The organism is Rhodobacter capsulatus (assembly GCF_052363175.1).
Classification (GTDB): Bacteria; Pseudomonadota; Alphaproteobacteria; order Rhodobacterales; family Rhodobacteraceae; genus Rhodobacter; species Rhodobacter capsulatus_D.
Map to the genome: position 1 here is coordinate 913,697 of NZ_CP198946.1, position 23,541 is coordinate 937,237.

Annotated in this window: 25 protein-coding genes; 20 read left to right on the plus strand and 5 right to left on the minus strand. The window is 66.7% G+C overall.

The features are described 5' to 3' along the window. Positions 1-2: 2 nt before the first annotated feature. Positions 3-467 (minus strand): Lrp/AsnC family transcriptional regulator, encoded by a 465-nt coding sequence (locus tag ACTTAI_RS05275; RefSeq protein ID WP_444454760.1) that lies wholly within the window; start codon positions 465-467, stop codon positions 3-5. 109 nt (positions 468-576) lie between these two features. On the opposite strand from ACTTAI_RS05275, the gene putA reads away from it, so the two are divergent. The 8 genes from putA to ACTTAI_RS05315 all read left to right on the plus strand — a co-directional run bounded on the left by putA (position 577) and on the right by ACTTAI_RS05315 (position 9,476). Then, positions 577-3,960, plus strand: a complete 3,384-nt coding sequence (gene putA, locus ACTTAI_RS05280; RefSeq protein ID WP_444454761.1) for a bifunctional proline dehydrogenase/L-glutamate gamma-semialdehyde dehydrogenase PutA — start codon at positions 577-579, stop codon at positions 3,958-3,960. Between the two features lie 67 nt (positions 3,961-4,027). Further along, complete coding sequence (gene pccA / locus ACTTAI_RS05285; protein ID WP_444454762.1) at positions 4,028-4,516, plus strand: cbb3 -type cytochrome c oxidase assembly copper chaperone PccA; 489 nt, start codon at positions 4,028-4,030, stop codon at positions 4,514-4,516. Between the two features lie 92 nt (positions 4,517-4,608). Further along, positions 4,609-5,757, plus strand: a complete 1,149-nt coding sequence (locus ACTTAI_RS05290) for a CaiB/BaiF CoA transferase family protein (protein ID WP_444454763.1) — start codon at positions 4,609-4,611, stop codon at positions 5,755-5,757. 42 nt (positions 5,758-5,799) lie between these two features. Next, positions 5,800-6,945 (plus strand): aminodeoxychorismate synthase component I, encoded by a 1,146-nt coding sequence (locus ACTTAI_RS05295; RefSeq protein WP_444454764.1) that lies wholly within the window; start codon positions 5,800-5,802, stop codon positions 6,943-6,945. Beyond that, a complete protein-coding gene (locus ACTTAI_RS05300; protein WP_444454765.1) occupies positions 6,885-7,535 on the plus strand; it encodes an aminotransferase class IV in 651 nt (216 codons plus the stop codon). The genes ACTTAI_RS05295 and ACTTAI_RS05300 overlap by 61 nt, the downstream gene beginning before the upstream one ends. Positions 7,536-7,604: 69 nt before the next feature. After that, the gene (locus tag ACTTAI_RS05305; RefSeq protein ID WP_444454766.1) at positions 7,605-8,651 is read left to right on the plus strand and encodes an aldo/keto reductase; all 1,047 of its coding nucleotides are present in this window, start codon (positions 7,605-7,607) and stop codon (positions 8,649-8,651) included. Next, on the plus strand, positions 8,629-8,973 hold the full coding sequence (locus tag ACTTAI_RS05310; RefSeq protein WP_444454767.1) for a hypothetical protein: 345 nt from the start codon (positions 8,629-8,631) through the stop codon (positions 8,971-8,973). The genes ACTTAI_RS05305 and ACTTAI_RS05310 overlap by 23 nt, the downstream gene beginning before the upstream one ends. After that, complete coding sequence (locus ACTTAI_RS05315; RefSeq protein ID WP_444454768.1) at positions 8,961-9,476, plus strand: lipocalin family protein; 516 nt, start codon at positions 8,961-8,963, stop codon at positions 9,474-9,476. The genes ACTTAI_RS05310 and ACTTAI_RS05315 overlap by 13 nt, the downstream gene beginning before the upstream one ends. A 2-nt stretch (positions 9,477-9,478) precedes the next feature. On the opposite strand, the gene ACTTAI_RS05320 is transcribed toward ACTTAI_RS05315, so the two are convergent. Next, entirely contained in the window at positions 9,479-10,177 is a 699-nt protein-coding gene (locus ACTTAI_RS05320; protein ID WP_444454769.1) for an NUDIX hydrolase, read from the minus strand. Between the two features lie 172 nt (positions 10,178-10,349). On the opposite strand from ACTTAI_RS05320, the gene ACTTAI_RS05325 reads away from it, so the two are divergent. The 4 genes from ACTTAI_RS05325 to ACTTAI_RS05340 all read left to right on the plus strand — a co-directional run bounded on the left by ACTTAI_RS05325 (position 10,350) and on the right by ACTTAI_RS05340 (position 12,589). Next, positions 10,350-10,967: an EF-hand domain-containing protein gene (locus tag ACTTAI_RS05325; protein WP_444454770.1), complete on the plus strand. Its 618-nt coding sequence runs from the start codon at positions 10,350-10,352 to the stop codon at positions 10,965-10,967. Positions 10,968-11,045: 78 nt separating this feature from the next. Next, the gene (locus ACTTAI_RS05330; protein ID WP_444454771.1) at positions 11,046-11,630 is read left to right on the plus strand and encodes an RNA polymerase sigma factor; all 585 of its coding nucleotides are present in this window, start codon (positions 11,046-11,048) and stop codon (positions 11,628-11,630) included. Further along, on the plus strand, positions 11,623-12,009 hold the full coding sequence (locus ACTTAI_RS05335; RefSeq protein WP_444454772.1) for a hypothetical protein: 387 nt from the start codon (positions 11,623-11,625) through the stop codon (positions 12,007-12,009). Before ACTTAI_RS05330 ends, ACTTAI_RS05335 begins: the two co-directional genes overlap by 8 nt. 19 nt (positions 12,010-12,028) lie before the next feature. After that, entirely contained in the window at positions 12,029-12,589 is a 561-nt protein-coding gene (locus tag ACTTAI_RS05340) for a periplasmic heavy metal sensor (protein ID WP_444454773.1), read from the plus strand. A 56-nt stretch (positions 12,590-12,645) separates the two neighbouring features. Here the strand turns inward: ACTTAI_RS05340 and ACTTAI_RS05345 are convergent, their stop codons facing one another. Further along, complete coding sequence (locus ACTTAI_RS05345; RefSeq protein WP_444454774.1) at positions 12,646-14,046, minus strand: diguanylate cyclase; 1,401 nt, start codon at positions 14,044-14,046, stop codon at positions 12,646-12,648. A 92-nt stretch (positions 14,047-14,138) separates the two neighbouring features. On the opposite strand from ACTTAI_RS05345, the gene ACTTAI_RS05350 reads away from it, so the two are divergent. From ACTTAI_RS05350 to dacB, 7 genes are all read left to right on the plus strand, one after another. Beyond that, on the plus strand, positions 14,139-14,417 hold the full coding sequence (locus ACTTAI_RS05350; RefSeq protein WP_444454775.1) for a DUF3572 domain-containing protein: 279 nt from the start codon (positions 14,139-14,141) through the stop codon (positions 14,415-14,417). A gap of 9 nt (positions 14,418-14,426) precedes the next feature. After that, positions 14,427-15,122: an HAD family hydrolase gene (locus ACTTAI_RS05355; RefSeq protein WP_444454776.1), complete on the plus strand. Its 696-nt coding sequence runs from the start codon at positions 14,427-14,429 to the stop codon at positions 15,120-15,122. Positions 15,123-15,177: 55 nt separating this feature from the next. After that, complete coding sequence (locus ACTTAI_RS05360; protein WP_444454777.1) at positions 15,178-16,914, plus strand: DUF4153 domain-containing protein; 1,737 nt, start codon at positions 15,178-15,180, stop codon at positions 16,912-16,914. A gap of 62 nt (positions 16,915-16,976) precedes the next feature. After that, complete coding sequence (locus ACTTAI_RS05365; RefSeq protein WP_444454778.1) at positions 16,977-17,567, plus strand: heme NO-binding domain-containing protein; 591 nt, start codon at positions 16,977-16,979, stop codon at positions 17,565-17,567. Further along, the gene (locus ACTTAI_RS05370) at positions 17,564-18,616 is read left to right on the plus strand and encodes a diguanylate cyclase domain-containing protein (RefSeq protein WP_444454779.1); all 1,053 of its coding nucleotides are present in this window, start codon (positions 17,564-17,566) and stop codon (positions 18,614-18,616) included. Before ACTTAI_RS05365 ends, ACTTAI_RS05370 begins: the two co-directional genes overlap by 4 nt. Positions 18,617-18,676: 60 nt before the next feature. Continuing rightward, the gene (locus tag ACTTAI_RS05375) at positions 18,677-19,306 is read left to right on the plus strand and encodes a nicotinate-nucleotide adenylyltransferase (protein ID WP_444454780.1); all 630 of its coding nucleotides are present in this window, start codon (positions 18,677-18,679) and stop codon (positions 19,304-19,306) included. Beyond that, positions 19,297-20,745 (plus strand): D-alanyl-D-alanine carboxypeptidase/D-alanyl-D-alanine endopeptidase, encoded by a 1,449-nt coding sequence (dacB, locus tag ACTTAI_RS05380; protein ID WP_444454781.1) that lies wholly within the window; start codon positions 19,297-19,299, stop codon positions 20,743-20,745. The genes ACTTAI_RS05375 and dacB overlap by 10 nt, the downstream gene beginning before the upstream one ends. On the opposite strand, the gene ACTTAI_RS05385 is transcribed toward dacB, so the two are convergent. Both ACTTAI_RS05385 and ACTTAI_RS05390 read right to left on the minus strand, forming a co-directional pair. Then, complete coding sequence (locus tag ACTTAI_RS05385) at positions 20,736-21,080, minus strand: cysteine-rich small domain-containing protein (RefSeq protein WP_444454782.1); 345 nt, start codon at positions 21,078-21,080, stop codon at positions 20,736-20,738. The genes dacB and ACTTAI_RS05385 overlap by 10 nt on opposite strands. Positions 21,081-21,248: 168 nt before the next feature. Further along, complete coding sequence (locus ACTTAI_RS05390; RefSeq protein ID WP_444454783.1) at positions 21,249-21,671, minus strand: tellurite resistance TerB family protein; 423 nt, start codon at positions 21,669-21,671, stop codon at positions 21,249-21,251. 102 nt (positions 21,672-21,773) lie between these two features. Between ACTTAI_RS05390 and ACTTAI_RS05395 the strand changes: the two genes are divergently transcribed. Beyond that, positions 21,774-23,378 carry a lysine--tRNA ligase gene (locus ACTTAI_RS05395; protein WP_444454784.1) on the plus strand — a complete coding sequence of 535 codons (1,605 nt, stop codon included), beginning with the start codon at positions 21,774-21,776 and terminating at the stop codon, positions 23,376-23,378. Positions 23,379-23,541 lie beyond the last annotated feature (163 nt).

The following is a 23,541-nucleotide window of genomic DNA, read 5'->3' on the forward strand; positions in this document are numbered from 1 at the left end:
GATCACAGGCTGGGGGCGTTCTGCTCGACCACCGCTTCCATCGCCACATAGCTCGAGGTTGCCGCCACATGCGGCAGCGCCGAGAGCTTTTCCCCCATGATCTTGCGGTACTCCGCGATATCGTGGCTGCGCACCTTCAACAGGTAATCGAAGCCGCCCGCGATCATGTAGCATTCCTCGACCTCGGGGATTTCGCGCACGGCGGCGTTGAACTGTTCGAGCGCCTTCTGCCGTGTGTCGCTGAGCTTCACCTCGACATAGGTGACATGGATCAGGCCGAGCTGGATCGGTGACAGCATCGCCCGGTAGCCGGTGATCAGCCCCATCTCCTCCATCGCGCGGATGCGCGCCGCGACCGGGGTTTTCGACAGCCCGACCTTGCGGGCGAGTTCGGTGACCGGAATCCGCGCATTGGCGCAAAGCTCGTGCAGGATGCGCCGGTCGGTGGCGTCAAGCGGGTCGGTCATGTCTTTGGCCTTATCTTTGGTCCGATGGACTGCAATTATGGATTTCAATGGTCACATCGTCCAGAGGTGAGGTGATATGATCGGGAAAACGCCCAAGGAGTCCCCGACCATGACCGACCTTTCCGCCCTTGGCCCGCAGGCCAAATTCGCCCCCGAGGCCGAGGTTCTTGAGGCGCTCGTCGTGCAGGCCGCGCTGCCGCAGGCGCAGCTGGACCGGATCGCGGCGCGCGGCGCCGATCTGGTCGCGCGCATCCGGGCCGAGGCGAAGCCGAGCCTGATAGAGCATTTCCTGGCGCAATACGGGCTGTCGACGCGCGAGGGCGTGGCGCTGATGTGTCTGGCCGAGGCGATGCTGCGCGTGCCCGACACTGCGACGATCGACGCGCTGATCGAGGACAAGATCGCGCCTTCGGACTGGGGCAAGCATCTGGGCACGGCGGCCTCGTCGCTGGTCAATGCCTCGACCTGGGCGCTGATGCTGACGGGCAAGGTGCTCGATGATGGTGCGGGCGGCATCGCGGGCACGCTGCGCGGCGCCATGCGGCGGTTGGGCGAACCCGTCATCCGCGCCGCCGTGGGGCAGGCGATGCGCGAGATGGGCCGTCAGTTTGTTCTGGGCGAAACCATTGAAAAGGCGCTGGAGCGCGCCGAAAAGCGCGAGGGCGAGGGCTATACCTTCAGTTATGACATGCTGGGTGAGGCGGCGCTGACCACCACCGATGCCGAACGCTATCGTGTGTCCTATGCGCAGGCGATCGCGGCGATCGCCAAGGCGGCGACCAAGGGCTCGATCGCGGCCAATCCGGGGATCTCGATCAAGCTTTCGGCGCTGCATCCGCGCTATGAAGTGGCGCAGGAGGCCCGGGTGATGGCCGAACTTGTGCCGGTCGTGCGCGATCTGGCGCGGGCGGCGGCGGCGGCGGGGATTGCGCTGCATATCGATGCCGAGGAGCAGGACCGTCTGGCGCTGTCGTTGCGCGTGATCGAAGCGGTGATGGCCGATCCAGAGACCGCGGATTGGCAGGGCTTTGGTGCCGTGGTGCAGGCCTATGGCAAGCGCGCGGGGGCGGCGATCGATGCGCTGGCCGCGATGGCGCGGGCGACCGGGCGTCGCATCAACATCCGTCTGGTGAAGGGCGCCTATTGGGATTCCGAGATGAAGCGCGCGCAGGTCGAGGGCCATCCGGGCTTTCCGCTCTTCACCTCGAAGACCGGCACCGATGTCGCCTATATCTGCCTTGCGGCGAAACTCTTCGGGCTGAGCGATTGCATCTATCCGCAATTTGCGACGCATAACGCGCATACGGTGGCGGCGGTGCTGGAGATGGCCGCGGGGCGTCCCTACGAGTTCCAGCGCCTGCATGGCATGGGGGCGCGGCTGCATGATATCGTCCTGCGCGAGACCGGCGGGCGCTGCCGGATCTACGCCCCGGTGGGAGCGCATCGCGACCTGCTCGCCTATCTGGTGCGGCGTCTGCTGGAGAACGGTGCGAACTCGTCTTTCGTGAACCAGATCGTCAATGAAAGCGTGCCGCCGAGCGAAGTCGCTGCCTGTCCCTTCGCGGCGCTGGCCACGGCGCGGGCGCCGCGCGGGCTGCTGGCGCCTGCGGCTTTGTTCGGGTCGGATCGCGTCAATTCGCAGGGCTTCGATCTGAGCGATCCCGAGGTTCTGGCCCGGATCGAGACGGCGCGGACCGTGACGCTGCCGCACGCCGCGCCGATCGTGGCGGGGCCGGTCTCGGGTGCCACGCGGGATGTGGTGAGCCCGGCCACCGGCGCGGTTGTGGCGCGGGTGACCGAGGCGGATGCGGCAACGGTGGCGGTGGCGCTCGACGCCGCGCAAGTCTGGTCTGCGCCCGCGGCGGAGCGCGCGGCGGTGCTGAGCCGTGCTGCCGATCTTTACGAAGAAAACTTCGGCCCGATCTTTGCCGCACTCGCGCAAGAGGCGGGCAAGACGCTCGGCGATGCGATTTCCGAGCTGCGCGAGGCCGTTGATTTCCTGCGCTATTATGCGGCCGAAGGCGCGTCCGACACGCGTGCGCCCCGTGGCCCGGTGGTGGCGATCAGCCCGTGGAACTTCCCGCTTGCGATCTTCACCGGTCAGATCGCGGCGGCCTTGATGGCGGGCAATGCCGTGCTGGCGAAGCCTGCAGAACAGACCCCGGTGATCGCGGCGCTGGCGGTTCGGCTGCTGCATCAGGCCGGGGTTCCGGCGACGGCGCTGCAACTTTTGCCAGGCGACGGCCCCACTGTCGGCGCCGCGCTGACCCGCGATCCGCGCATCAAGGGGGTCGTGTTCACCGGCTCGACCGAGACCGCGCAGATCATCGCCCGCGCGATGGCCGCGCATATGGCGCCGGGCACGCCGCTGATTGCGGAAACCGGCGGGCTGAATGCGATGGTCGTCGACAGCACCGCGCTGCCCGAACAGGCGGTGCGCGATGTCGTCGCCTCGGCCTTCCGTTCGGCAGGGCAACGCTGCTCGGCGCTGCGCTGCCTTTACGTGCAGGAAGACATCGCCCCCCATGTGATCGAGATGCTGAAAGGCGCGATGGACGAGCTGGTTCTGGGCGATCCCTGGCGGCTTTCGACCGATGTCGGCCCGGTGATTGACGCCGAGGCCAGGACCGGGATCGAGACCTATCTGGCGCAACATGCGGGGCGCCTCCTGCATCGCACCGCCGCGCCTGCGGGGGGGCATTTCGTGGCTCCCGCGCTGTTGAAAGTGACCGGCATTGCCGATCTGTCGCACGAAATCTTCGGCCCGGTTTTGCATCTTGCAACTTTCGCCGCCGATGACCTGCCCGCGGTGATCGCGGCGATCAATGCGCGCGGCTACGGGCTGACCTTCGGGCTGCATTCGCGCATCGATGCCCGTGTCGAAACCGTGGCCGAGACGATCCGGGCGGGCAATATCTATGTGAACCGCAACCAGATCGGGGCGGTGGTGGGCAGCCAACCCTTCGGCGGCGAGGGGCTGTCGGGCACCGGGCCGAAGGCGGGCGGGCCTTTGTATCTGGGCCGCTTCTACGCGCCGGAACCGGTCGCAGCGGCCGGGGTCTGGACGCAGGCGACGACGCCGGTCCTGCCCGAAGCGGTCGAAACGCTGCTGGGCGAGCTGTTCCTGCCCGGCCCGACGGGCGAGCTGAACCGCCTGACGCGGCATGTGCGGGGGCCGGTGCTGTGCCTCGGGCCGGGGCCTGAGGCGGCTTCGGCGCAGGCGGCGGCGGTCGCGGCGCTGGGCGGGCAGGCGGTGACGGCGACCGGGTCCGTCGCGGCCAAGGCGCTGGAAACCGCTGAGCCGCTGGCCGCTGTGCTCTGGTGGGGCGAGGCCGAGATGGGCCGTGCCTATGCTCAGGCGCTGGCGGCGCGGCCCGGTCCGCTGGTGCCGCTGATCACCGCGCGGCCCGATCTGGCCCATGTCGCGCATGAGCGGCACCTTTGTGTCGACACCACCGCGGCGGGCGGCAACGCCGCTTTGCTGGCGGGGTGACTTGCCCTTTGTGCCCGCCTGCGGCAATTTGCGGCACCGCTTGCGGGCGAGATCAAAGGAGAGAAAGATGATCAAGGGAATTGCGGCGCCGCTTTGCGCGCTGATGCTGGCGCTGGCGCCGGTTGCCGTTCAGGCACATGAAGCGCATGCCGGGGCACTGACGATCATCCATCCGTCGATCCCGGCGGTCATGCAGGGCGCGCAGGCGGCGGCGGGTTATTTCACCATCGTCAACGCGGGCGACAGCGCCGATCGGCTGACTGCGGTCGACGTCGATTTTGCCTCGATGGCGATGATGCACACGAGCGAGACCGATGCGACCGGTGTGACCCGGATGATCGATGTCGACTCTGTCGAGGTGCCCGCCGGGGCCACGGTGAAATTCGCGCCGGGCGGGCTGCATGTGATGTTCATGGGGCTGACCGCGCCGATCGCGGAAGGGGTGCTGCTGCCCGGAACGCTGGTCTTCGAGCATGCGGGCAAGGTGCCGGTGGAATTCATGGTGACGACGGCGGGCAAGGCGCCCGACATGTCGGGCCACAAGATGACTCCCTGAGGTCCATGCGCAAAAGGCATATGCGGCGGTGAAAACGGCGGTCGATTTGGCCGCCGCCTCGGGCTAGGAAGATCCCAGCAAGGGAGGGTCCGATGTCCGATGCGCCGCTCAAGGGGCTCAAGGTGGTGGAACTGGCGCGGATACTCGCCGGTCCGTGGATCGGTCAGGTTCTGGCCGATCTGGGCGCCGAGGTTGTAAAAGTGGAAGCCCCCGAGGGCGACGATACCCGTCGCTGGGGGCCTCCCTTCATCGAGCGGCTGCGGCCCGATGGCACTTTTGAAACCGTGGCGGCCTATTTTCATGCCGCAAACCGGGGAAAAACCTCGGTCATATGCGACTTTTCGAACATTGATGATCTGGCGCGGCTGAAACGGCTGATTGCCGAGGCCGATGTGGTGATCGAGAACTTCAAGCTCGGCGGGTTGAAGAAGTTCGGTCTGGATTACGAGAGCCTTGCCGCCGAGAACCCCGGACTGGTCTATGTCTCGGTCACCGGTTTCGGGCAGACCGGGCCGCGTGCGGCGCAACCGGGCTATGATTTTCTGGTGCAGGGCATGTGCGGGATCATGGATCTGACCGGGCCGAAGGGTGGCGAGCCGCAAAAGGTCGGCGTCGCCTGGATCGATATTTTCACCGGGCTTTATGGCGTGATCGGGGTGCAGGCGGCTTTGGCCGAGCGGGCGCGCTCGGGGCGCGGGCAACATGTGGACATGAGCCTGCTTGATTGCGGCGTGGGGGTGCTTGCCAATCAGGCGATGAACCATCTTCTGGGCGGGATGGTGCCGCATCGGCTGGGCAATGCGCATCCGAATATCGTGCCGTATCAGGTGTTTCCGGCCGCTGACGGGCATTTCATCATCGCTTGCGGCAATGACCGGCAGTTTCAGGCTTTGTGCACCATGCTGGGGCTGGCCGAGGAATCTGCGAACCCGGATTATGCCACGAATGCCGGGCGCGTCGCGCATAGGGACGCGCTGTGTGCCCGCATCGCCGAGGTCACCTCGGCGCGACCGAAAACTGATCTGATCGCGGCGATGGAAGCTGCTGGCATTCCCGGCGGGCCAATCAATGACGTGGCTGAGGCTTTGACCGAACCGCAGATCGCCGCGCGGGGGATGAAGATCGCCCCCGAGGGCATGGCCGGTCTGCGCACACCGATCGTCTTTTCGCGCTCGGATCTGGCGCTGGACAAGGCCAGCCCGGCGCTGGGTGACGGAGAGTGGCATTTTTCTGTCGGTTGAGGCATTGCCGCGCGGCAAAACCCCGCTTTATTGGGGCGAAGCGTGCGCGAGGAAGACGTGGCCAGCCTGAGTTTCGAATTCGACTGCGGTCCCGAGGGCCGGGCCGCGCGATTTGCGCGGCCTGATGCGGTGATCCGCGCCGATAGCATGGCCGAGATCGGTCCGGCCTTTGCCGCGATTGCCGAGGCGCGTTCTGCGGGAAAATGGCTGGCGGGGATGCTGAGCTATGAGCTCGGATATGCCTTTTCGGCGAAACTCGCGCCTTTGATGCCCGAGGGGCGCGCCGTGCCGTTGATGCTGTTTGGTGTCTATGACGCGCCCGAGGCGCCGTTGCCCGACGTGCCGTCCGCGGCTGAGGCACCGCAGTTTTCCCCTGCCGTCACGCAGGCCGACTATCTGCAGGCCTTTGCCCGGGTGCAGGACTATATCGCGGCGGGCGATGTCTATCAGATCAACCTGACCTTTCCGCTGCGGGCCCGCTGCAACGCCGATCCGCGCGCGCTTTACGCACGGTTGAAGGCGGCGCAACCGGTCGGTCATGGGGTGCTGGTCGAGGCGGAGGATTTCGCGGTGCTGTCGCGCTCGCCCGAGTTGTTCTTTGCCATCGACGCCGAAGGCCGGGCGACGGTACGGCCGATGAAGGGCACGGTGGCGCGGGGGGCGACGCCGGAGGCGGATGCGCAGGCGGCGGAGTGGCTGCGGGCGTCCGAGAAGAATCGCGCCGAAAATCTGATGATCGTCGATCTTCTGCGCAACGATCTGAGCCGGATTTCCGAGGTCGGATCGGTCAAGGTGCCCGCGCTTTACGACATCGAGACCTATGCAACGGTGCATCAGATGACCTCGACCGTGACGGCGCAGGTCCGGCAAGGGGTTGATTTCGAAGAGATCTGTCAGGCGCTTTTCCCCTGCGGTTCGATCACTGGCGCGCCGAAGATCCGCGCGATGCAGATCATTCACGAACTCGAAGCCGATCAACGCGGCGTTTATTGTGGTGCCATCGGCTGGCTTGCACCGACGGGCGGAATGGCGTTCAACGTGGCCATCCGTAGCCTGACCCTGCGTCAGGGCGAGGCGGTGCTGAACGTCGGCGGCGGGGTGGTGCATGACAGCGAGGGGGTGTCGGAATGGGCGGAAGCACTGAGCAAGGCGGCCTTCGTGACAGCGCCCCCGAAGGCGTGCGGCTGATCGAGACGATGCTTTGGGCGCCTCGCGAAGGGGTGGCGCTGATCCTGCATCACATGGCGCGGCTCGAGGCGGGTTGTCGCAAGCTGGGTATCGATTGCGACCTGTGGCGGGTCGAGAGACTGATCGAGACTGTCAGCGCTTCGGACCCGCTGCGGCTGCGGATGACGGTGGGGCTGGATGGGGTGCCCGAGATGACCACGGCGCCGCTGCCGAAGGCGAAATCGCTGTGGCGGGTGGGCCTGGCCGAGGGGCGCGTGGCCTCGGACGATCCGTGGCGGCAGGTGAAATCGACCGAGCGGCATCTGTATGACCGGGTCCGGGCAGAGTTGCCCCAAGGCTGGGACGAGGCGGTTTTTCTGAATGAACGCAATGAGGTGGTCGAGGGCACGATCACCACTGTCTTTCTGTGGCGCGACAATCTTCTGTGGACGCCGCCGCTACGCTGTGGGGCGTTGCCGGGCGTGCTGCGGGCGAAGCTGATTGCCACCGGCCGCGCGCGGGAAGCCGTGCTGCGCTGGTCGGATCTGACCGAGGGGCGGCTCTTTCTGGGCAATGCCTTGCGCGGGCTGGTTCCGGCGGAAGTGATCTGAGGCGCAGTCGAGAGGGATTCCAAATTCCCCCTCGCTGTGGCAGGGTTAGCGCCAACTCAAGGGGGCAATATGCGGAAAGTGGAACTGGGTCGCACCGGCGTGATGGTGAGCGAGCTGTGTCTGGGGTCGATGACCTGGGGCACGCAGAACACGGAAGCCGAGGGCCATGCGCAGATCGATCTGGCGCTCGATCGCGGGGTGAATTTCATCGACACCGCAGAGGTTTATCCGGTCAACCCGATCAGCGCCGAAACCGTCGGCCGGACCGAGGAGATCATCGGGACATGGCTGGCGAAGACCGGGCGGCGCAAGGATGTCGTGCTGGCCTCGAAGATTGCAGGCAACGCGATGAAGGCCGTGCGTGACGGCGGGCCGATCACCCCCGCGACGATCCACACCGCGGTTGAGGGTTCGCTGCGGCGGCTCAAGACCGATCACATCGATCTTTATCAATTCCACTGGCCGAACCGCGGCGATTACCATTTCCGGCAGAACTGGAAGTTCGACGCGACGAAGCAGCCGGGCAAGGCCGAGATCGAGGAAGATTTCTGCGCCTGTCTGGAGACGCTCGCCGTGCTGCGCGGCGAGGGCAAGATCGGGCATTTCGGCCTGTCGAATGACAGCGCCTGGGGCGTAATGACGGCGCTGCGGCTGGCCGAGGCGGGGCATGGGCCGCGCGTGGCGAGCCTGCAGAACGAATATTCGCTGATGTGCCGGCTTTACGACACCGATCTGGCCGAGGTCGGTGTCCACGAGGGGATCACGCTGCTGGCCTATTCGCCGCTCGCGACCGGGATGCTGAGCGGGAAATATTCGGGCGGGGCCGTGCCCGAGGGCTCGCGCCGGTCGATCAATCGCGAATTGGGCGGGCGGTCCAATCCGCGGGCTTTCGAGATCGCAGATCTTTATGTGGGGCTGGCGCGCGAGGCGGGGCTTGATCCTGTCACGATGGCGGTGGCCTGGATCCTGCAGCGGCCCTTCCCGGTGGTGCCGATCATCGGCGCGACCTCGGTTGCGCAGCTGGAAAAGTCGCTCGATGCGGCGGGGCTGGGGCTCGACAAGACGCTGCTGAGCGCGATCGAGAGGGTGCATCATGGCCATCCGATGCCGTTCTGAGGCCCTGGCGGTTCTGCTCATGCTCGCCCTTGTCGCCTGCAAGCCGGGCGGCGAGAGCGGCAAGCTGCAGGGCGGCGGGCCGGAAGCCGTGGCCGAAGCTCGTGCCGCCTGCGAGGGCAAGGGCGGGCAATGGGCGCGGCTTGGCAAGATGGAATATTGCATCACGCGCACGAAGGATGCGGGCAAATCCTGTCACAGCCGCTCGGAGTGTGACGGGGAATGTCTGGCGCGTTCCATGACATGTGCCCCGGCCAAGCCGCTTTTGGGCTGCAACGCCGTGCTGACCGAGGGCGGAATAGAGGTGAACCAATGCGTCGAGTGATACGTGCCGGGTTTCTGGCCGGGCTTCTGGCGCTGGCCGCCTGCGGGCAGAAGGCGCCCGAGCCCGCGGGGTCGATCCGCGATCCGAAGGCGATGATCACCTCGGCGGTGCTGTTCGATCCGGCACGGTTCGGCGGCGAGTGGCAGGTGGCGATGAGCGCGACGCCGCGCTGTGGCGGGGCGACGCAAGGCTGGCGCTGGGACGGGCGCGGGCGCTATGCGCTGTCGGGGGTCGATTGCTCTGGGACGGTGCCTGCGGTGCTGAAGGGGCAGGCGGCGCTGACCGGCCCGGGCGGGCGGTTCGCGCCCGACCAGGGCTATGGCCGCGAGCCGATCTGGGTGCTGTGGGTCGATCAGGATTACCGGGTTGCGGCGCTGGGCACGCCCTCGGGCGATTGGGCGGTGGTGCTGGTGCGGCCGGGCAAGGCACGCGGCGATCTGATCGCGGCGGCGCGCGAAGTGCTTGATTTCAATGGCTACGATCTGAAGCGGATCGGCGGCTGAGATCAGCCGAGCCGGGCAAAGGTGGCGCGCGGCCCGCGGTTGTCGAAGAACGGGATCGAGGCGGTTTCTGACCGGGGGTAGGCGAGCAGCGCCTGCACCTCGGTCAGTACGACTTCGGTGATGAAGGGCAGGGCCAGCGCCCGGGCTTCGGTCAGCGGCACCCAGTGCAGGTGGCTGAGTTCATCGCAGGCGCGCGAAAAATCATCCGGGTCCGAGGCGATTTCGCCGACATCGACCAGAAAGAACCGCGCATCGAAGCGGCGCGGACGGCCGGGCGGGGTGATCGCCCGAAACACGAACTGCAACCCCGCGGCCGAGGGCCGATGCCCGGTGGCGGCGAAGCCCTGCCAATCGTCGGGCACTGGCCCCGCCCACGCGGCTTCGGTGCCGAGGATCAGGCCGGTTTCTTCCCACAATTCCCGGATCGCGGCGACGGCAAGGGCCGGAGCGATCCCCTCGGGCGCATCAAGCGCAAGCCGTGCGGCCTCGCGCTCGGGCAGGGGGCGGGCAAGTGGCACGGCGGCGTCGGCCGCATCGAGTGCCCCGCCCGGAAAGACGTATTTCGAAGGCATGAAGGCCGCCCCGGCGCCGCGCATGCCCATCAGCACCGACGGGCCTGCAGGCAGGTCGCGGCGCAGCACGATCACGGTGGCGGCGTCGCGCAGGGCGGATTTGTCGGGCTGGGGATCGGCGGCGGTCATCGGGCCTCGCGTCTGGGTTTCGCGCAGTCTAACCGCAGCCCCGATGCCGGGAAAAGGGGGCTGGTCTGATGACATCATCATCACGCCTTTGCGAGACGCGACGGAATTTCCGCGCTGTCCCGTTTGGTGATCATCTGCGGCGGGAACAGGGCCGCGACAAGGAGTGACGAAGATGAAATCGATCCTGAAAACGACGATGATGGCGGCGCTGGTGTCGGGCGTTGCGTTGAGCGTGGCGCTGCCGGTAAGCGCGCAGGAAGCCCCGCCCGCACCGCCGGCCGCCGGTGGGCCCGCGATGATGGGGCCGGATGGCATGGGACCGATGGGGCAGCCTTGGCCGCAATTCGATCTGAAGGCTTTCGACAAGGACGGCGACGGCAAGGTGACGATGGCCGAAGTGCAGGCCGGTCGGGCCGAGCGGGTCAAGGGGATCGACGCCGATGGCGACGGGCTGCTGAGCGCCGACGAGATGATCGCGGCCGATCTGGCGATGGAAAAATCGCGCATCGAGGAACGTGTCAAGGACCGGATCGCGGCGCAGGATGCCAATGGCGACGGCAAGCTGTCGGCGGCCGAGATGATGGTGCCGCCCGGCCCGGCGCGGCTCTTTGACCGGATCGACGCGAATGACGATGGTGCGGTGACGGATGAGGAACTGGCGCAGGCCCGCGAGGCGATGCGCGCGAAGATGATGGAGCGGATGCATGACCGCCACGGTGATCGTGGTCCGAAGGATCACGGGCCGCGCGGCCATGATGGGCAGGGCTGGTTTGCCCCGGCGCAGAACTGAGCCGACAAAGCGGCGGCCCTCCGATCCCGGGGGGCCGCGGTTGCCGTGACGAGGGATTGGCGTTAGTCCTTGGGGCCGATGGAGATGGCATTCGACGAGACCCGTGCATTGTCCGACGAGACCCTGCTGGTGCTTTATGGCAACGGCGACGGGACGGCGGCGCGTGCGCTGGTGGAGCGGCTCGGCCCGCTGGCCTATCGGCTGGCGGTGCGGATGCTGGGGGATCGGGCCGAGGCCGAGGATCTGGCGCAGGAAGCGCTGTTGCGGCTGTGGAAGATCGCCCCCGACTGGCGCACGGGCGAGGCCAAGGTCTCGACCTGGCTTTACCGGGTGGTGACCAATCTGGCGACGGACCGGCTGCGACGGCGGCGCGGTGTTGGCCTGGATGAGGCGCCGGAGCTGCCCGATGGCGCGGCCTCGGCGCTGGAGGGGATGATCGAGACCGACCGCGCGCAGGCGCTGGAGCTGGCCTTGGCGCAGCTTCCGGCGCGGCAGCGGCAGGCGGTGGTGTTGCGCCATCTCGAGGGGCTGACGAACCCCGAGATCGCGGCGGCGATGGAGATTGGCGTCGAGGCGGTCGAAAGCCTGACGGCGCGGGGAAAACGGACACTGGCGCAGCTGCTTGCGCCGCGTCGGGCGGAATTGGGGTATGGCCATGACTGACGGTCGGGAAGACGATCTGGATCTGGAACGGTTCTTCCGCGCGGCGCGGGTTGCGGCTCCGGAGCCGTCCGAGGCGTTTCTGACCCGGCTTGCGGCGCAAGGTCTGGCCGAGCAGGCGCGGTTCGCCGCGCCGCCCGTGCTGCGGCAGGCGCCGAAGCGGCAGGGGCTGGTGGCGCGGCTCGTGGCGGCCGTTGGTGGCTGGGCGGCGCTGGGTGGCATGGCGGGCGGCATGGCGACGGCGACGGTTGCGGGGCTTTGGATCGGGTTGGCCGGGGCACCGACACTGGTGCAGGCGGTCGGTCTTGGCAGTGCCGTGACCGCCGAGGCCGACAGCTATCTGCCTGATGCCGATGTGCTGGCGCTGGCCGTGACGGAATGATCCAAGGGGAGTGTGCAGGATGAGCATGGAGACGACGACACCGCCGGTGGAGCCTGCCCCCCGAACCGGGATGCGTGGCTGGATGAAATTCGCTTTCATCGCCTCGGTCACGATGAACTTTCTGGTGCTTGGAACTGTCGTCGGCGGGGTGATCGCGCATCGGATGCAGCCGCCGCCTCCGGCGATCGATCGGGGCGCGGAGATGATGACCTTCGGGCCCTTGGGCGGCGCTTTCAACCGCGAGGATCGCCGGGCGATGCGGCAGGCGGCCGAAGGGCGAGGGGCGAATTTCGCGGCGATGCAGGCGGCGGTTCAATCGGATTTCTCGCGGCTCGAGGCGGCGCTGAAGGCCGAGCCCTTCAATGCGGAAGGCGTCAAGGCCGTGCTGGCCGACATGCGGGCGCGGACGCTCAAGCGCATGGATATCGGCGAAAATCTGATGCTGGAACGGCTGCAGGCGATGACCCCGCAAGAGCGCGAGCGTTTCATCGAGCGGCTGCGGCGCGGGGTCGAGCGGTTCTCGAAACATCTTGAAGAGCGGCGTGGCGGCCCGGATGGACCGCATGATCATGATGATTGAACAAAGAAAACCCCGGTCTTCGTGCCGGGGTTTTGCCTTTGCGCGGGGGGCTGGGGTCAGGCCGCGGGCAGCTTGTAGATCCTGACCTGATTGCGCCCGTCAGCCTTGGAGGCCATCAGCGCCTGATCGGCCTGATGGATCACTTGATCCACGGATCCGGTGCCGCCGTGGCCGCCGCCAAGCGCGAGACCGATCGAGACGGTGATACGCAAAAGATGCCCTTCGCCAAGGTCGAAGGGGGTTTCTTCCATCGCCCGGCACAGCCGCTCTGCCGTGGCACGGGCGGCTTCGATCGTGGTTTCGGGCATGGCGATCAGGAATTCTTCGCCACCGACACGGGCGACCAGATCGACCTGCCGCAGGTTCATCGTCAGCCGACGCGCCACTTCGATCAGTACGCGGTCGCCCGCGGCATGGCCATAGGTGTCATTCACCGATTTGAACCGGTCGATGTCGAGCACCATCACCGCGAAACTGCGCCCGCTGTGACGCGAGCGTTCCGCCAGCCGCGTGACATGGGGCATCGCGTAGCGACGGTTGTAAAGCCCGGTCAGCGGATCGACGAGCGCGAGGCGCAGCCCATCGGCGACCCGGGCGCGTTGCCGGTCATGGCGGCGCTTGCGCGAGATATGGGTGCGCAGACGCAGGGCGGCTTCCTCCGCGAAGGCGGGATCGGCGAGCTTCACCGGCGTCAGGTCGGAAGCGCCAAGATCGAGCGACACGGCCGAAGTTTCGCGCGCGCCTTCGCGCACGGCAATACAGATCACCGCATGGCGGGAGCCGGGGCGCGAGCGCAGCTCCGACATCAGGCGCAGCCCCTCGCCCGGACGGGCGAGATCGGCCGAGATCACATAGGCATCGGGTTGCGGCATCTCCACCGCGGCGCTGAGCGCCTCGTTATAGTCGAGCACCTGAAGCGTGTCCTGCGGCAGGAAACGCGCCATCGCATTCTTCCAACCGACGCAGGTTTCGCGATCGGGCGCCACCAGGCAGATCACCGCTGGCGGCCCGACCGGCGGCATCGGCGGCTCGGTGAAGCCAAGCTCGTGGCAGGTGCTTTCGCGCAGCCGCAATTCCTCGTCGGTTTCACGCATCCGCATCAGCGAGCGCAACCGGGCAAGTAGGGTCAGCTCCTCGAAGGGTTTGACGATGAAATCATCGGCCCCGGCCCGCAGCGCCTCGAGCCGGGTTTCGGGCGAGGGGAAGGCGGTGACCATGATCACCGGCAGGTTCTGCGTCAAAGGATTGGATTTGAGACGACGGCAGACTTCGATGCCGCTGATGTCCGGAAGCTGCACATCGAGCAGGACAAGATCAGGCTGCTCCAGCGTCACAAGACGCAGAGCTTCCTGCCCCGTGCCAGCCTGAACCGTTTCGTACCGCGCGCCCGAGAGCTTTACCTTCAGTACGATCCGATTCGTGGCCACATCGTCCACGATCAGGATTTTCCCTGCCATGAACTGTCCCGCTCCTTTAACCTGCCGCCCGTAGACCCTATCATGGCTACCCAAAGGTTAACAAACTCTTTCAATTTCGGGAGTGAAACAGATTGGAGCGGGATTTCGCACAAATTCTCGCGATCCGCGCGCTTGGCTGGATGGCGGGGGAAGAGGCGGTCTGGCTGGCGTTTCTGGGCGCGAGCGGGGCCGATGCGGATCAGGTGCGTGCCGAGGCGGCGCAGCCCGCGATGCAGCGCGCCGTGCTGGCGCATGTGCTGCGCGAAGATGACTGGGTGCGCAGTTGCGCCGAAGCTTTGGGCATTCGCCCCGAGCAGTTGCCGATGGCGGCGGCGGTGCTGGATGGCCAGGCCGGCCGAAACTGGACGTGAGGGGATCAAGTGTCTGATATAGCGGCGATCGTCTTTGACAAGGACGGCACTCTTTTTGACTTTGACGCGACCTGGGGGGCCTGGGCGCGGGGGGTGACCTTCGATCTGGCCGGGGGCGATGCGGAGGTGGCGGGGCAACTGGCCCGCGTGATCGGCTATGATCTTGCCGCCGGGAGGTTCGAGCGTCATTCGCCGGTCATTGCGGGCACCGTGGCCGAAGTGGCGGAGTTGATGGCGCCGCATCTGCCGGGGCGTCCGGTCGAGGCGCTGGTGCGTGATCTCGATGCGGCGGCATGCCGCGCTCCTCAGGTGGCGGCGGTCGATCTGACCCGCTGTCTGGGGGGGCTGAAAGCGGCGGGATTGCGTCTGGGCGTGGCGACGAATGACAGTGAATCCTCGGCCCGGGCGCAGCTGGAGCGCGAAGGGGTCGATGGATTTTTCGACTTCATCGCCGGATATGACAGTGGTTTTGGCGGCAAACCCGCGCCGGGTCAGCTTCTCGCCTTTGCTCAGGCGGTGGGGGTGTCTCCGGCGCAGGTTGCGATGGTGGGCGACAGTCTGCACGACATGGCGGCGGCGCGGGCGGCGGGGATGCGGGCGGTGGCGGTGCTGACCGGACCGGCCGTGGCCGAGACCCTCGCCCCGGCCGCGGATGTGGTCTTGCCGACGATCGACGGGCTGGCAGCCTGGCTGGCGGGCGGCTGAGCGGCTCTCGCCAATCCGGGTGCCGGTGGCTAAGCTGGCGAAAACGGAGGGCACGATGAGCAGTCGGTTGCAATTGATCCTGATCGGGTTTCTGGGCGGGTTTGCCTTCTGGGGGCTGTTCGACCAGTTCACGATGCTCGACACGTGGCGGGCGGCCTTGCCGATGCTGGTGCTGGCGGGCAGCTTCTTTTTCGGTGCGCTGGCGATGGCGCCTGATCTGGGGATCCGGCGTGCGGTTGGCTATGCCGCGGTGATCGCGGTGACGACGGCGGTGCTGGTCGCGCTGAAGGGGCTCGATTTCGCGACGGGCCGGGACATGCTTGCCACCGACCATCTGGTGCTGGCGATGGCAGTGCTGGCGGTGATGCCGGTGCCCTTTGCGGTGGCCTTCGGGCTGGGCGGCCGCGCCGGGCTGACGGATTACCGGGTGCTGTTCACCGAAAGCTGGAACATTGTCGTGCGCTATGTTTCGGCCTGGCTTTTTGTCGGCACGGCGGTTCTGGTGTTGTGGCTGCTCGGCGCGCTGCTGCAGCTGGTGGGCGTGACGGTTCTGCACGAGCTGCTGAGCGACGATCTGGGGATGTGGCTGATCGTCGGGGCGACGCTGGGGCTGGGCTTCTCGGTGGTGACCGAGCTTTCGGACACTGTCTCTCCTTATCTTCTGTTGCGGCTCTTGCGGCTGCTGACGCCGGTCGTGCTGGGCGTTGTCGTGGTCTTCGTCGCGGCGCTGCCGCTGCGCGGGCTGGGGGCACTGTTCGGCGAATTGTCCGCAGCCTCGGCGCTGCTGGCCACGGCGATCGCCTCGGTGGCGCTGATCTCGATCGTGGCGGACGAGGATGACGTCGAAGCGGCGCAGGGGCTGATCCTGACGGCCTCGGCGCGGGGGCTTATGGCGTTGGTGCCGGTGCTGGCGGGGCTGGCGATCTGGGCGCTCGCGCTGCGTGTCGGGCAATATGGCTGGACCCCGGAACGGGTGGCGGCTGCGGCGCTGGCGGGGATCACGGCAGGATATGGGCTCGGTTATCTTGGGGCGCTGAGCATGGGGCGGCGCTGGCGCGAAAAGCTGCGGCAGGCGAATGTGGCGATGGCGATGGCGATTCTGGCGCTGTCCGGTCTCTGGCTGACCCCGCTCGTCTCGCCCGAGGCGATTGCGGTGCGTTCGCAGATCGCGCGGTTCGAGGCGGGCAAGGCGACGGTGGCGCAGCTGCCGCTTTGGGAGATGGGGCATGACTGGGGGGCGGCGGGGCAACGCGGTCTGATCAGGCTGCGCGCACTGGCACAAAGCGATGCGGCGCTGGCGGCGCGGCTGGACCGGGTGGCGGCGGCGACTAGCGCCTGGCAGGTCGATGATGTGGCCAATGGCGGACCCGAGATGCTGGCGATGCTGCGCTCTGTCGTGACGCTCGTGCCCGAGGGATCGGTCTGGCCCGATGGGCTGGCGGAGGCTCTGGGCGCGCAGATGCAGCCGCGGGGGATTGCCCGCTGCGGCGGCAATCAGGGTGGCCAGCCCGACAGCTGTGCGCTGGTTCTGGCCGATCTGCGGCCAGAAAGCCCCGGCCCGGAAGCGGTCTTTCTGAACGCCAACGACTATTATGGCGCCGACGGTGTGATGGTATTCCGGAAATCCGAAGCCGGGGGCTGGATCAAGGGCGAGCGGCTCTTGATCAGCGCGGATGGGCCGGTGGCGATCTCGGAGATGATTGCGGCGCTGCGCGCGGGGCCGCCCGTCACTGCCCCCGTGACCCTGCAGACGCTGAAGATCGGCCGCTGGCAGATCGGCATCCTGCCTTAAAACCTTTCCAGATTGGGGCTTTGTTAAGAGCTGTTGAGATATCGTCCGCGCGTGGAGGTTCCATGCTCGGCATCGTCAATAAATCCATCCAGGCTTTCCTGTGCAAACACCATGGAAACATGGTCTGGCGGGAAGTCGCTGACCGCATGCGCCTTGGTCCGGAAGGGTTCGAGGCGATGCTGACCTATCCGGATGATACGACCGATACGCTGCTGTCCGTGGCCGAGGGACTGACCGGCAAGACCCGGGAGTCTCTGCTTGAAGACATCGGGGCAGAGGTCGCACAGACCGAGTCGCTGCGGCGGCTGCTGCGGTTCGGGGGCCCGGACTATCTCGAATTTCTCTATTCTCTCGACGAATTGCAGGGGCGCGCCCAGATGGCGCTGCCCGATCTGGAACTGCCCGAACTGACCCTTCAGTCCGAGTCGCAGGGGCGCTTCACCTTGCTGGTGCACGGCCGTTTGCCGGGCTGGGGCGCGGTTATGGCGGGGCTGATGCGCGCGATGGCGGATGATTACGGCGCGCTGGTGCTGATCGATTTGCTTGAGCCGCGCGACGGGGTGGAGCGGGTGCAGGTCGAACTGCATTTCACCACCTATCATGTTGCGCGCCAATTCGATCTGGCTCCCCCGGAACTGGGAGAGGTGCGGTGAGCCGGATTGATCCTCTGGAACCGCCGATCCCCCCTGCGGAGCCGGTGCTGGCGCTTGGCATGGAGATGCTGGGCCGACTGATGCCGATGTTCCTGTGGCTGGATGCGCGCGGGGGCATCCGGGGTATGGGACCGACATTGGCGCGGATCGTCGGGCCGGGCGCCGTGGGCAGCGACTTTGACCGCCATTTCACCCTGCGCAGCGCCCGCGGGGTCGAGCAGAATCGCGAGGCGGCCTTTGCGGGCCGACGGCTCGGGGTGACACTGGTGCGCTATCCGATGTTCAGCCTGCGCGGCCTTGCGGTGCCGATCGGTCTGGGGGAACAGACAGATGTGCTGGTGAACCTGTCCTTCGGCATCCAGCTGTCCGAAGCCGTGCGTTATTTCGGTCTGACCGAGGCGGATTTCGCGGCCTCTGATCTGGCGATGGAATTCCTGTTTCTGGCCGAGGCGAAGGCCGCCGTGCTGGGCGAGCTGACGGCGTTGACCGGGCGGTTGCAGCTGGCCAAGGCCGAGGCCGAGACCGAGGCGCAGCTTGATCCCCTGACCGGGCTGGCGAACCGGCGTGCCTTCGATGCGGCGCTGGGTCATGCGATCAAATCGGCGGCGTGGGGACGACGGAATTTTGCGTTGCTGCATCTCGATCTCGATTATTTCAAGCAGGTCAACGACACGCTGGGCCATGCTGCGGGCGATACGGTTCTGGTGCGGACGGCGCATGTGCTGCGCGACGAGGTGCGGCGCGGGGATCTGGTCGCGCGGCTGGGCGGCGACGAGTTCATTGTCCTGCTGCGCGGCCCTGTGGAGCGCGGCATGATCGAGGCGATGGCCGAGCGGCTGATCGCCCGGATCGAGGAGCCGGTCACCCTTGATGGGGTGGACTGCCGGATCTCGGCCTCGATCGGGGTCTCGATCGCGCTCGAATGTCGCCCGATCCTGGCCGAGGAACTGATGGCCGAAGCCGATGCGGCGCTTTACCAGTCGAAACGCACGGGGCGCGGGCGCTGGACGATTGCGCCCTTGCGCTTCGGGTCGCGATCGCAGGCCTGAGCGTCATCCCCGTGTCACAAGCCGGTGGCGCAGCCCGGAGTGATCGGGTAGGGCAAGGGCATGAGACAGGGCTTTCCGATTGCCACGCGCGGCCAGAGCATCGGCCTTCTGGGCGGGTCTTTCGACCCGGCCCATGCCGGGCACGCCCATATCACCCGCGAGGCCATGCGCCGCTTCGGTCTGGATCAGGTCTGGTGGCTGGTCAGCCCGGGCAATCCGCTGAAGGCGCGGGGACCGGCGCCGATGGCGCAGCGCATCGCGCAGGCGCGCCGCGTGATGCGCGATCCGAAGGTCAAGGTGACCGGTCTCGAGGCGGAATTGGGCACGCGGTATACGGCCGAGACGCTGGCGCGGCTCTGCGCGCTTTATCCTGGGGTGCGGTTTGTCTGGCTGATGGGCGCCGACAATCTGGCGCAGTTTCATCGTTGGGAAGACTGGCGCACGATCCTGTCGCTGGTGCCCGTGGGCGTGCTGGCGCGGCCGGGGCACCGGATGGTGACGCGGCAGGCGCGGGCGGCGCAGATGTTTGCGCGCGCACGCATCCGTGCAGAGGCGGCGCGGCATCTCGCTTGCGCGGACTTGCCCGCCTGGTGTTTCGTGCAGATGCCGATGTCGGACCTGTCCTCGTCCTCGATCCGGGCGCAGGGCGGCTGGCGCGGGGCAGCGGAAGGGAGACGGGAATGGACGTGACGCGGCGCGGACTTTTGGGCGGGATGCTGGGGACGGGGGCCATTCTGGCCGCGCCCGCGGTGCTGCGGGCCGAGGGCGCGGCGCTGCGGATGATGTCGGGCGAAGAACTGATCGCGGCGGCGCGGTTGGGCGGCGATGTCGGCTATGTGGTCGCCGATGCGCGCACCGGGCTGGTGCTGGAAGCGCGCGATGGCGGCAAGCCGATGGCGCCCGCCTCGACCGCGAAGACGATCACCACGCTTTATGCGCTGGAGACGCTGGGGCCGCAGTTCCGCTTTCAGACCCGGGTGCTGGCGACGGGGCCGGTCTCGGGCGGGCGCGTGCAGGGCGATCTGATCCTGGCGGGCGGCGCGGATCCGACGCTGAGCACCGACGGGCTGGCCGATCTGGTGGCCGATCTGACGCGCAAGGGCGTGACGGGTGTCACGGGGCGGTTTCTGGTCTGGGGCGGCGCGCTGCCCTATGCCGAGGCAATCGCCGCCGATCAGCCGGTGCATGTGGGCTATAACCCGTCGATTTCCGGTCTGATCCTGAATTACAACCGCGTGCATTTCGAATGGAAGCGCGCAAAGGGCGGCTATGCGCTGGCCATGGATGCGCGGTCGGAACGCTATGTGCCCAAGGTCTATACGGCCGATGTGGCGGCGGTGGCACGGCAGGCGCCGCTCTTCGACTATCGTCAGTCGGGTGGGAAGGAGCATTGGACGGTGGCGGCAAGTGCCTTGGGCAAAGCGGGCGCCCGCTGGCTGCCGGTGCGTCTGCCCGACGCTTATGCGGGCGATGTGTTCCAGTCGCTGGCGCGGGCGCGCGGGATCGAGCTGCCGACGCCAGAGCCGGTGAAGATGCTGCCCGGCGGGGCGCAAGTTCTGGCCAGCACCGCTTCGGATCCGCTGCCGGTGATCCTGCGCTCGATGCTGAAATACTCGACCAACATCGTGGCCGAGGCGGTGGGGATGACGGCCACGACGGTGCGGGGGGCGAATGCGGCGCGCGGCGCTTCGGGTGCGGCGATGAGCGATTGGCTGAGTGGACGGTTGGGCGGCACCCGGGCGCGGTTTGTCGATCACTCCGGCCTTGGCGGCGATGACCGGATCGCCCCGGTCGAGATGGTCAAGGCGGTGACGCTGCTCGGGCCGAAGGTCGGGCTGCGCGGGCTGATGAAGCCGTTCAACCTGCGCGACGAGGCGGGCGGCAAGGTGAAGGGGCAGGAGATCCGCGTCGATGCCAAGACCGGGACGCTGAATTTCGTCTCGACGCTGACGGGCTACATCACCGCGCCCGACGGCACCGAGCTGACCTTTGCGATCTTCACCGGCGATCTGGCGCGGCGGGCGCAATCGCGCGACGCCGAGCAGGCCCAAGGTTCGCGCGGTTGGGTCGGGCGCTCGAAAGTGCTGCAAAGCCAGCTGATCACGCGCTGGGCGACGCTTTACGGCTGATCGGGCACCCCCGGCGGGCGCGGGCGCAAGGTGGGCGGGTCGGTTTGCGGCTTGCCGGACCACGGCTGCGGGTATTCGAGCCATTTCTGGATGAAGTTCCACGACTGCTCGTAGCCGTCATGCGGCAGGGTGCAGGCGGAACAATCCTTGCGCGTCAGGCCGTTGCGGTCAGTGTAGGTCTGATACGGCCCGGGGCATTCATAGGCGATGAGCGGGCAGTAGCAAAACAGGCAGTTGAACGCCCGCTTCACCCCCGGATGGCAGGGCAGGAACGGACAGTTCGTATTGGTGAAGCCCTTGAAGGCAGTGTTCGTCGTCGTGTCTTTCGGTTCCATCCCGTTCCGTTCCGCCGTGTTTCGGCCGGGGCGGAGGGGCGGGCCCATGTTGGCGGGCTTTTGGCCGCCGGGCCTGCTGCCCCTCCGGGCCGCGGCGCTGTGCCGCAGGGCAAAGGCTTGCCGAAGAGTAGGGCGGGCGGGGTCCGTGTCAACGGGCTTTCCCGAACCTCAGAGTTTGACGTGACGGACCTTGGCCCCCCATTCGATTGCCACCGCATGCAGACGGTCGATCGAGAGCTCGTCGCGGATTTCCTCGAGCATGCGCAATTCGGGCTGATGCAGCACGCCATCGGCCGCCGCGACATCGCAGGCCAGCGCATAGGCGGTCTCGAACAGCTTTTCGGGCAGAGCCCCGCGCACGAGGCCGAAGAGGGCAGCAAGGCCTTCCTCTTCCTCGAAAAGCGAATAGACGGTCTGCGCCACCACCCGGATGCGGTCGATGTCATAGGTGGCGAAGATCGGCATGTGGTTCACCATCCGCTCGATGGCGACAAGCTCGGCGGTGCGGATCGTGGCATCGGAAGCCGAGACGGCGACCATCACGGCAACGAGCGCATCCTGCGGCGAAAGCGAGGGAAGGGTGTCGGTCACGGGTCTGTCCTTTCTGGGTCTGCCTCAAGAATTATTGACGTTTTCCGCCCCGTTCAATAGGTCAGGCGCGAGGCGCATGGGGCGCCCGGATGAGGATTTGACATGACCACCCTGCGCGACGCTGCGATGAACTCCAAAGCTTGGCCTTTCGAGGAAGCGCGCCGGGTGCTCAAACGGTACGAAAAATCCCCCCCGAAGAAGGGCCATGTGCTGTTTGAAACCGGCTATGGCCCCTCGGGTCTGCCGCATATCGGCACCTTCGGCGAGGTGGCGCGCACGACGATGATCCGCCGCGCGTTTGAAATCATCTCGGACATTCCGACGCGGCTTCTGTGCTTCTCGGATGACATGGACGGGATGCGGAAGGTGCCGGAAAACGTGCCGCAGCAGGAGCTGCTTTACGCGAACATCCAAAAGCCGCTGACCGCGGTGCCCGACCCGTTTGGCGAGTTCGACAGCTTCGGCAATCATAACAACGCCATGCTGCGCCGGTTCCTTGATACCTTCGGGTTCGAGTATGAATTCGCCAGCGCCACTGACTATTACAAGGCCGGCAAGTTCGACGACATGCTGCGGCTCTGCGCCGAGCGCTATGATGCGATCATGGCGATCATGCTGAAATCTTTGCGCGAAGAGCGTCAGCAGACCTATTCCTGCTTCCTGCCGATCCATCCGGAAACCGGCCGCGTGCTTTACGTGCCGATGAAGAATGTGGATGCCAAGAACGGGCTGATCACCTTCGACGACGAGACCGGCAAGGAATGGACGCTGCCGGTGACGGGCGGTCATGTGAAGCTGCAGTGGAAGCCCGATTTCGGCATGCGCTGGGCGGCGCTTGATGTCGATTTCGAGATGTATGGCAAGGACCACTCGACCAACACGCCGATCTATGATGGCATCTGCGAGGTGCTGGGCGGCAAGAAGCCCGAGCATTTCACCTATGAGCTCTTCCTTGATGATCAGGGGCAGAAGATTTCGAAATCGAAGGGCAACGGCCTGACGATCGACGAATGGCTGAGCTATGCGGCGACGGAAAGCCTTTCGTATTTCATGTACCAGAAGCCGAAGACCGCGAAGCGGCTGTGGTGGGACGTGATCCCGAAGGCGGTCGACGAATATCACCAGCAGCTGCGCGCCTATCCGACGCAGGATGTGGCGAAACAGATCGACAACCCGGTCTGGCACATTCACGGCGGCCAACCGCCCGAGTCGAACCTGGTCGTGCCGTTTGCAATGCTGTTGAACCTTGCTTCGGTCGCGGGGGCCAGCGACAAGGCCGGGCTGTGGGGCTTCATCAAGCGCTATGCGCCGGAAGCCACGCCCGAAACCCACCCCGATCTGGATGCGGGGGCGGGCTTTGCGGTGCGCTATTTCCATGATTTCGTCGCGCCGACCCGGACCTTCCGGCTGCCGAGCGACAAGGAACGCGCGGCGATGGAAGACCTGCTCGCGCGGCTCAAGGATCTGCCCGCGGCCGATCTGCACGAGCAGTTCGAAGACCCGTCCGAGGGGCTGCAAACGATCGTCTTTGCCGTCGGCACCGCGCATGCGTTCGAGCCGCTGCGTGACTGGTTCACCGCGCTTTACGAGGTGCTGCTGGGCCAATCGCAAGGGCCGCGCTTTGGCGGCTTCATCGCGCTTTACGGCGTGAAGGAAACCATCGCGCTGATGGAAACCGCGCTGGCGGGCGGGCTCGTCAAGGGCTGAAGCCCCCGCTGAAACGACCTTCGCGCGCGTTGTCCGGGGCCGGGCAGCGCGCGCTGTCGTTAGTCCTTCTTCAATCTTCCGGGCTAGTTCTGGCCAAGCCGGGGCGAAGAGGCCCGGTGCATTCCCGATCATCGCGGCGCCTTCGACGGCCGCGCAGGGCCCT

Excerpts from the sequence above, each read along its gene's own strand:
- ACTTAI_RS05275 (WP_444454760.1), bottom strand. The coding sequence starts at position 467 with ATGACCGACCCGCTTGACGCCACCGACCGGCGCATCCTGCACGAGCTT.
- ACTTAI_RS05345 (WP_444454774.1), bottom strand. The coding sequence starts at position 14,046 with ATGGCAGGGAAAATCCTGATCGTGGACGATGTGGCCACGAATCGGATC.
- ACTTAI_RS05335 (WP_444454772.1), top strand. The coding sequence starts at position 11,623 with ATGACTGACGGTCGGGAAGACGATCTGGATCTGGAACGGTTCTTCCGC.
- ACTTAI_RS05360 (WP_444454777.1), top strand. The coding sequence starts at position 15,178 with ATGAGCAGTCGGTTGCAATTGATCCTGATCGGGTTTCTGGGCGGGTTT.
- ACTTAI_RS05330 (WP_444454771.1), top strand. The coding sequence starts at position 11,046 with ATGGAGATGGCATTCGACGAGACCCGTGCATTGTCCGACGAGACCCTG.
- ACTTAI_RS05315 (WP_444454768.1), top strand. The coding sequence starts at position 8,961 with ATGCGTCGAGTGATACGTGCCGGGTTTCTGGCCGGGCTTCTGGCGCTG.
- ACTTAI_RS05300 (WP_444454765.1), top strand. The coding sequence starts at position 6,885 with ATGGGCGGAAGCACTGAGCAAGGCGGCCTTCGTGACAGCGCCCCCGAA.
- ACTTAI_RS05310 (WP_444454767.1), top strand. The coding sequence starts at position 8,629 with ATGGCCATCCGATGCCGTTCTGAGGCCCTGGCGGTTCTGCTCATGCTC.
- ACTTAI_RS05325 (WP_444454770.1), top strand. The coding sequence starts at position 10,350 with ATGAAATCGATCCTGAAAACGACGATGATGGCGGCGCTGGTGTCGGGC.
- dacB (WP_444454781.1), top strand. The coding sequence starts at position 19,297 with ATGGACGTGACGCGGCGCGGACTTTTGGGCGGGATGCTGGGGACGGGG.
- ACTTAI_RS05375 (WP_444454780.1), top strand. The coding sequence starts at position 18,677 with ATGAGACAGGGCTTTCCGATTGCCACGCGCGGCCAGAGCATCGGCCTT.
- ACTTAI_RS05305 (WP_444454766.1), top strand. The coding sequence starts at position 7,605 with ATGCGGAAAGTGGAACTGGGTCGCACCGGCGTGATGGTGAGCGAGCTG.
- ACTTAI_RS05340 (WP_444454773.1), top strand. The coding sequence starts at position 12,029 with ATGAGCATGGAGACGACGACACCGCCGGTGGAGCCTGCCCCCCGAACC.
- ACTTAI_RS05395 (WP_444454784.1), top strand. The coding sequence starts at position 21,774 with ATGACCACCCTGCGCGACGCTGCGATGAACTCCAAAGCTTGGCCTTTC.
- ACTTAI_RS05290 (WP_444454763.1), top strand. The coding sequence starts at position 4,609 with ATGTCCGATGCGCCGCTCAAGGGGCTCAAGGTGGTGGAACTGGCGCGG.
- ACTTAI_RS05320 (WP_444454769.1), bottom strand. The coding sequence starts at position 10,177 with ATGACCGCCGCCGATCCCCAGCCCGACAAATCCGCCCTGCGCGACGCC.
- ACTTAI_RS05365 (WP_444454778.1), top strand. The coding sequence starts at position 16,977 with ATGCTCGGCATCGTCAATAAATCCATCCAGGCTTTCCTGTGCAAACAC.
- ACTTAI_RS05385 (WP_444454782.1), bottom strand. The coding sequence starts at position 21,080 with ATGGAACCGAAAGACACGACGACGAACACTGCCTTCAAGGGCTTCACC.
- pccA (WP_444454762.1), top strand. The coding sequence starts at position 4,028 with ATGATCAAGGGAATTGCGGCGCCGCTTTGCGCGCTGATGCTGGCGCTG.
- putA (WP_444454761.1), top strand. The coding sequence starts at position 577 with ATGACCGACCTTTCCGCCCTTGGCCCGCAGGCCAAATTCGCCCCCGAG.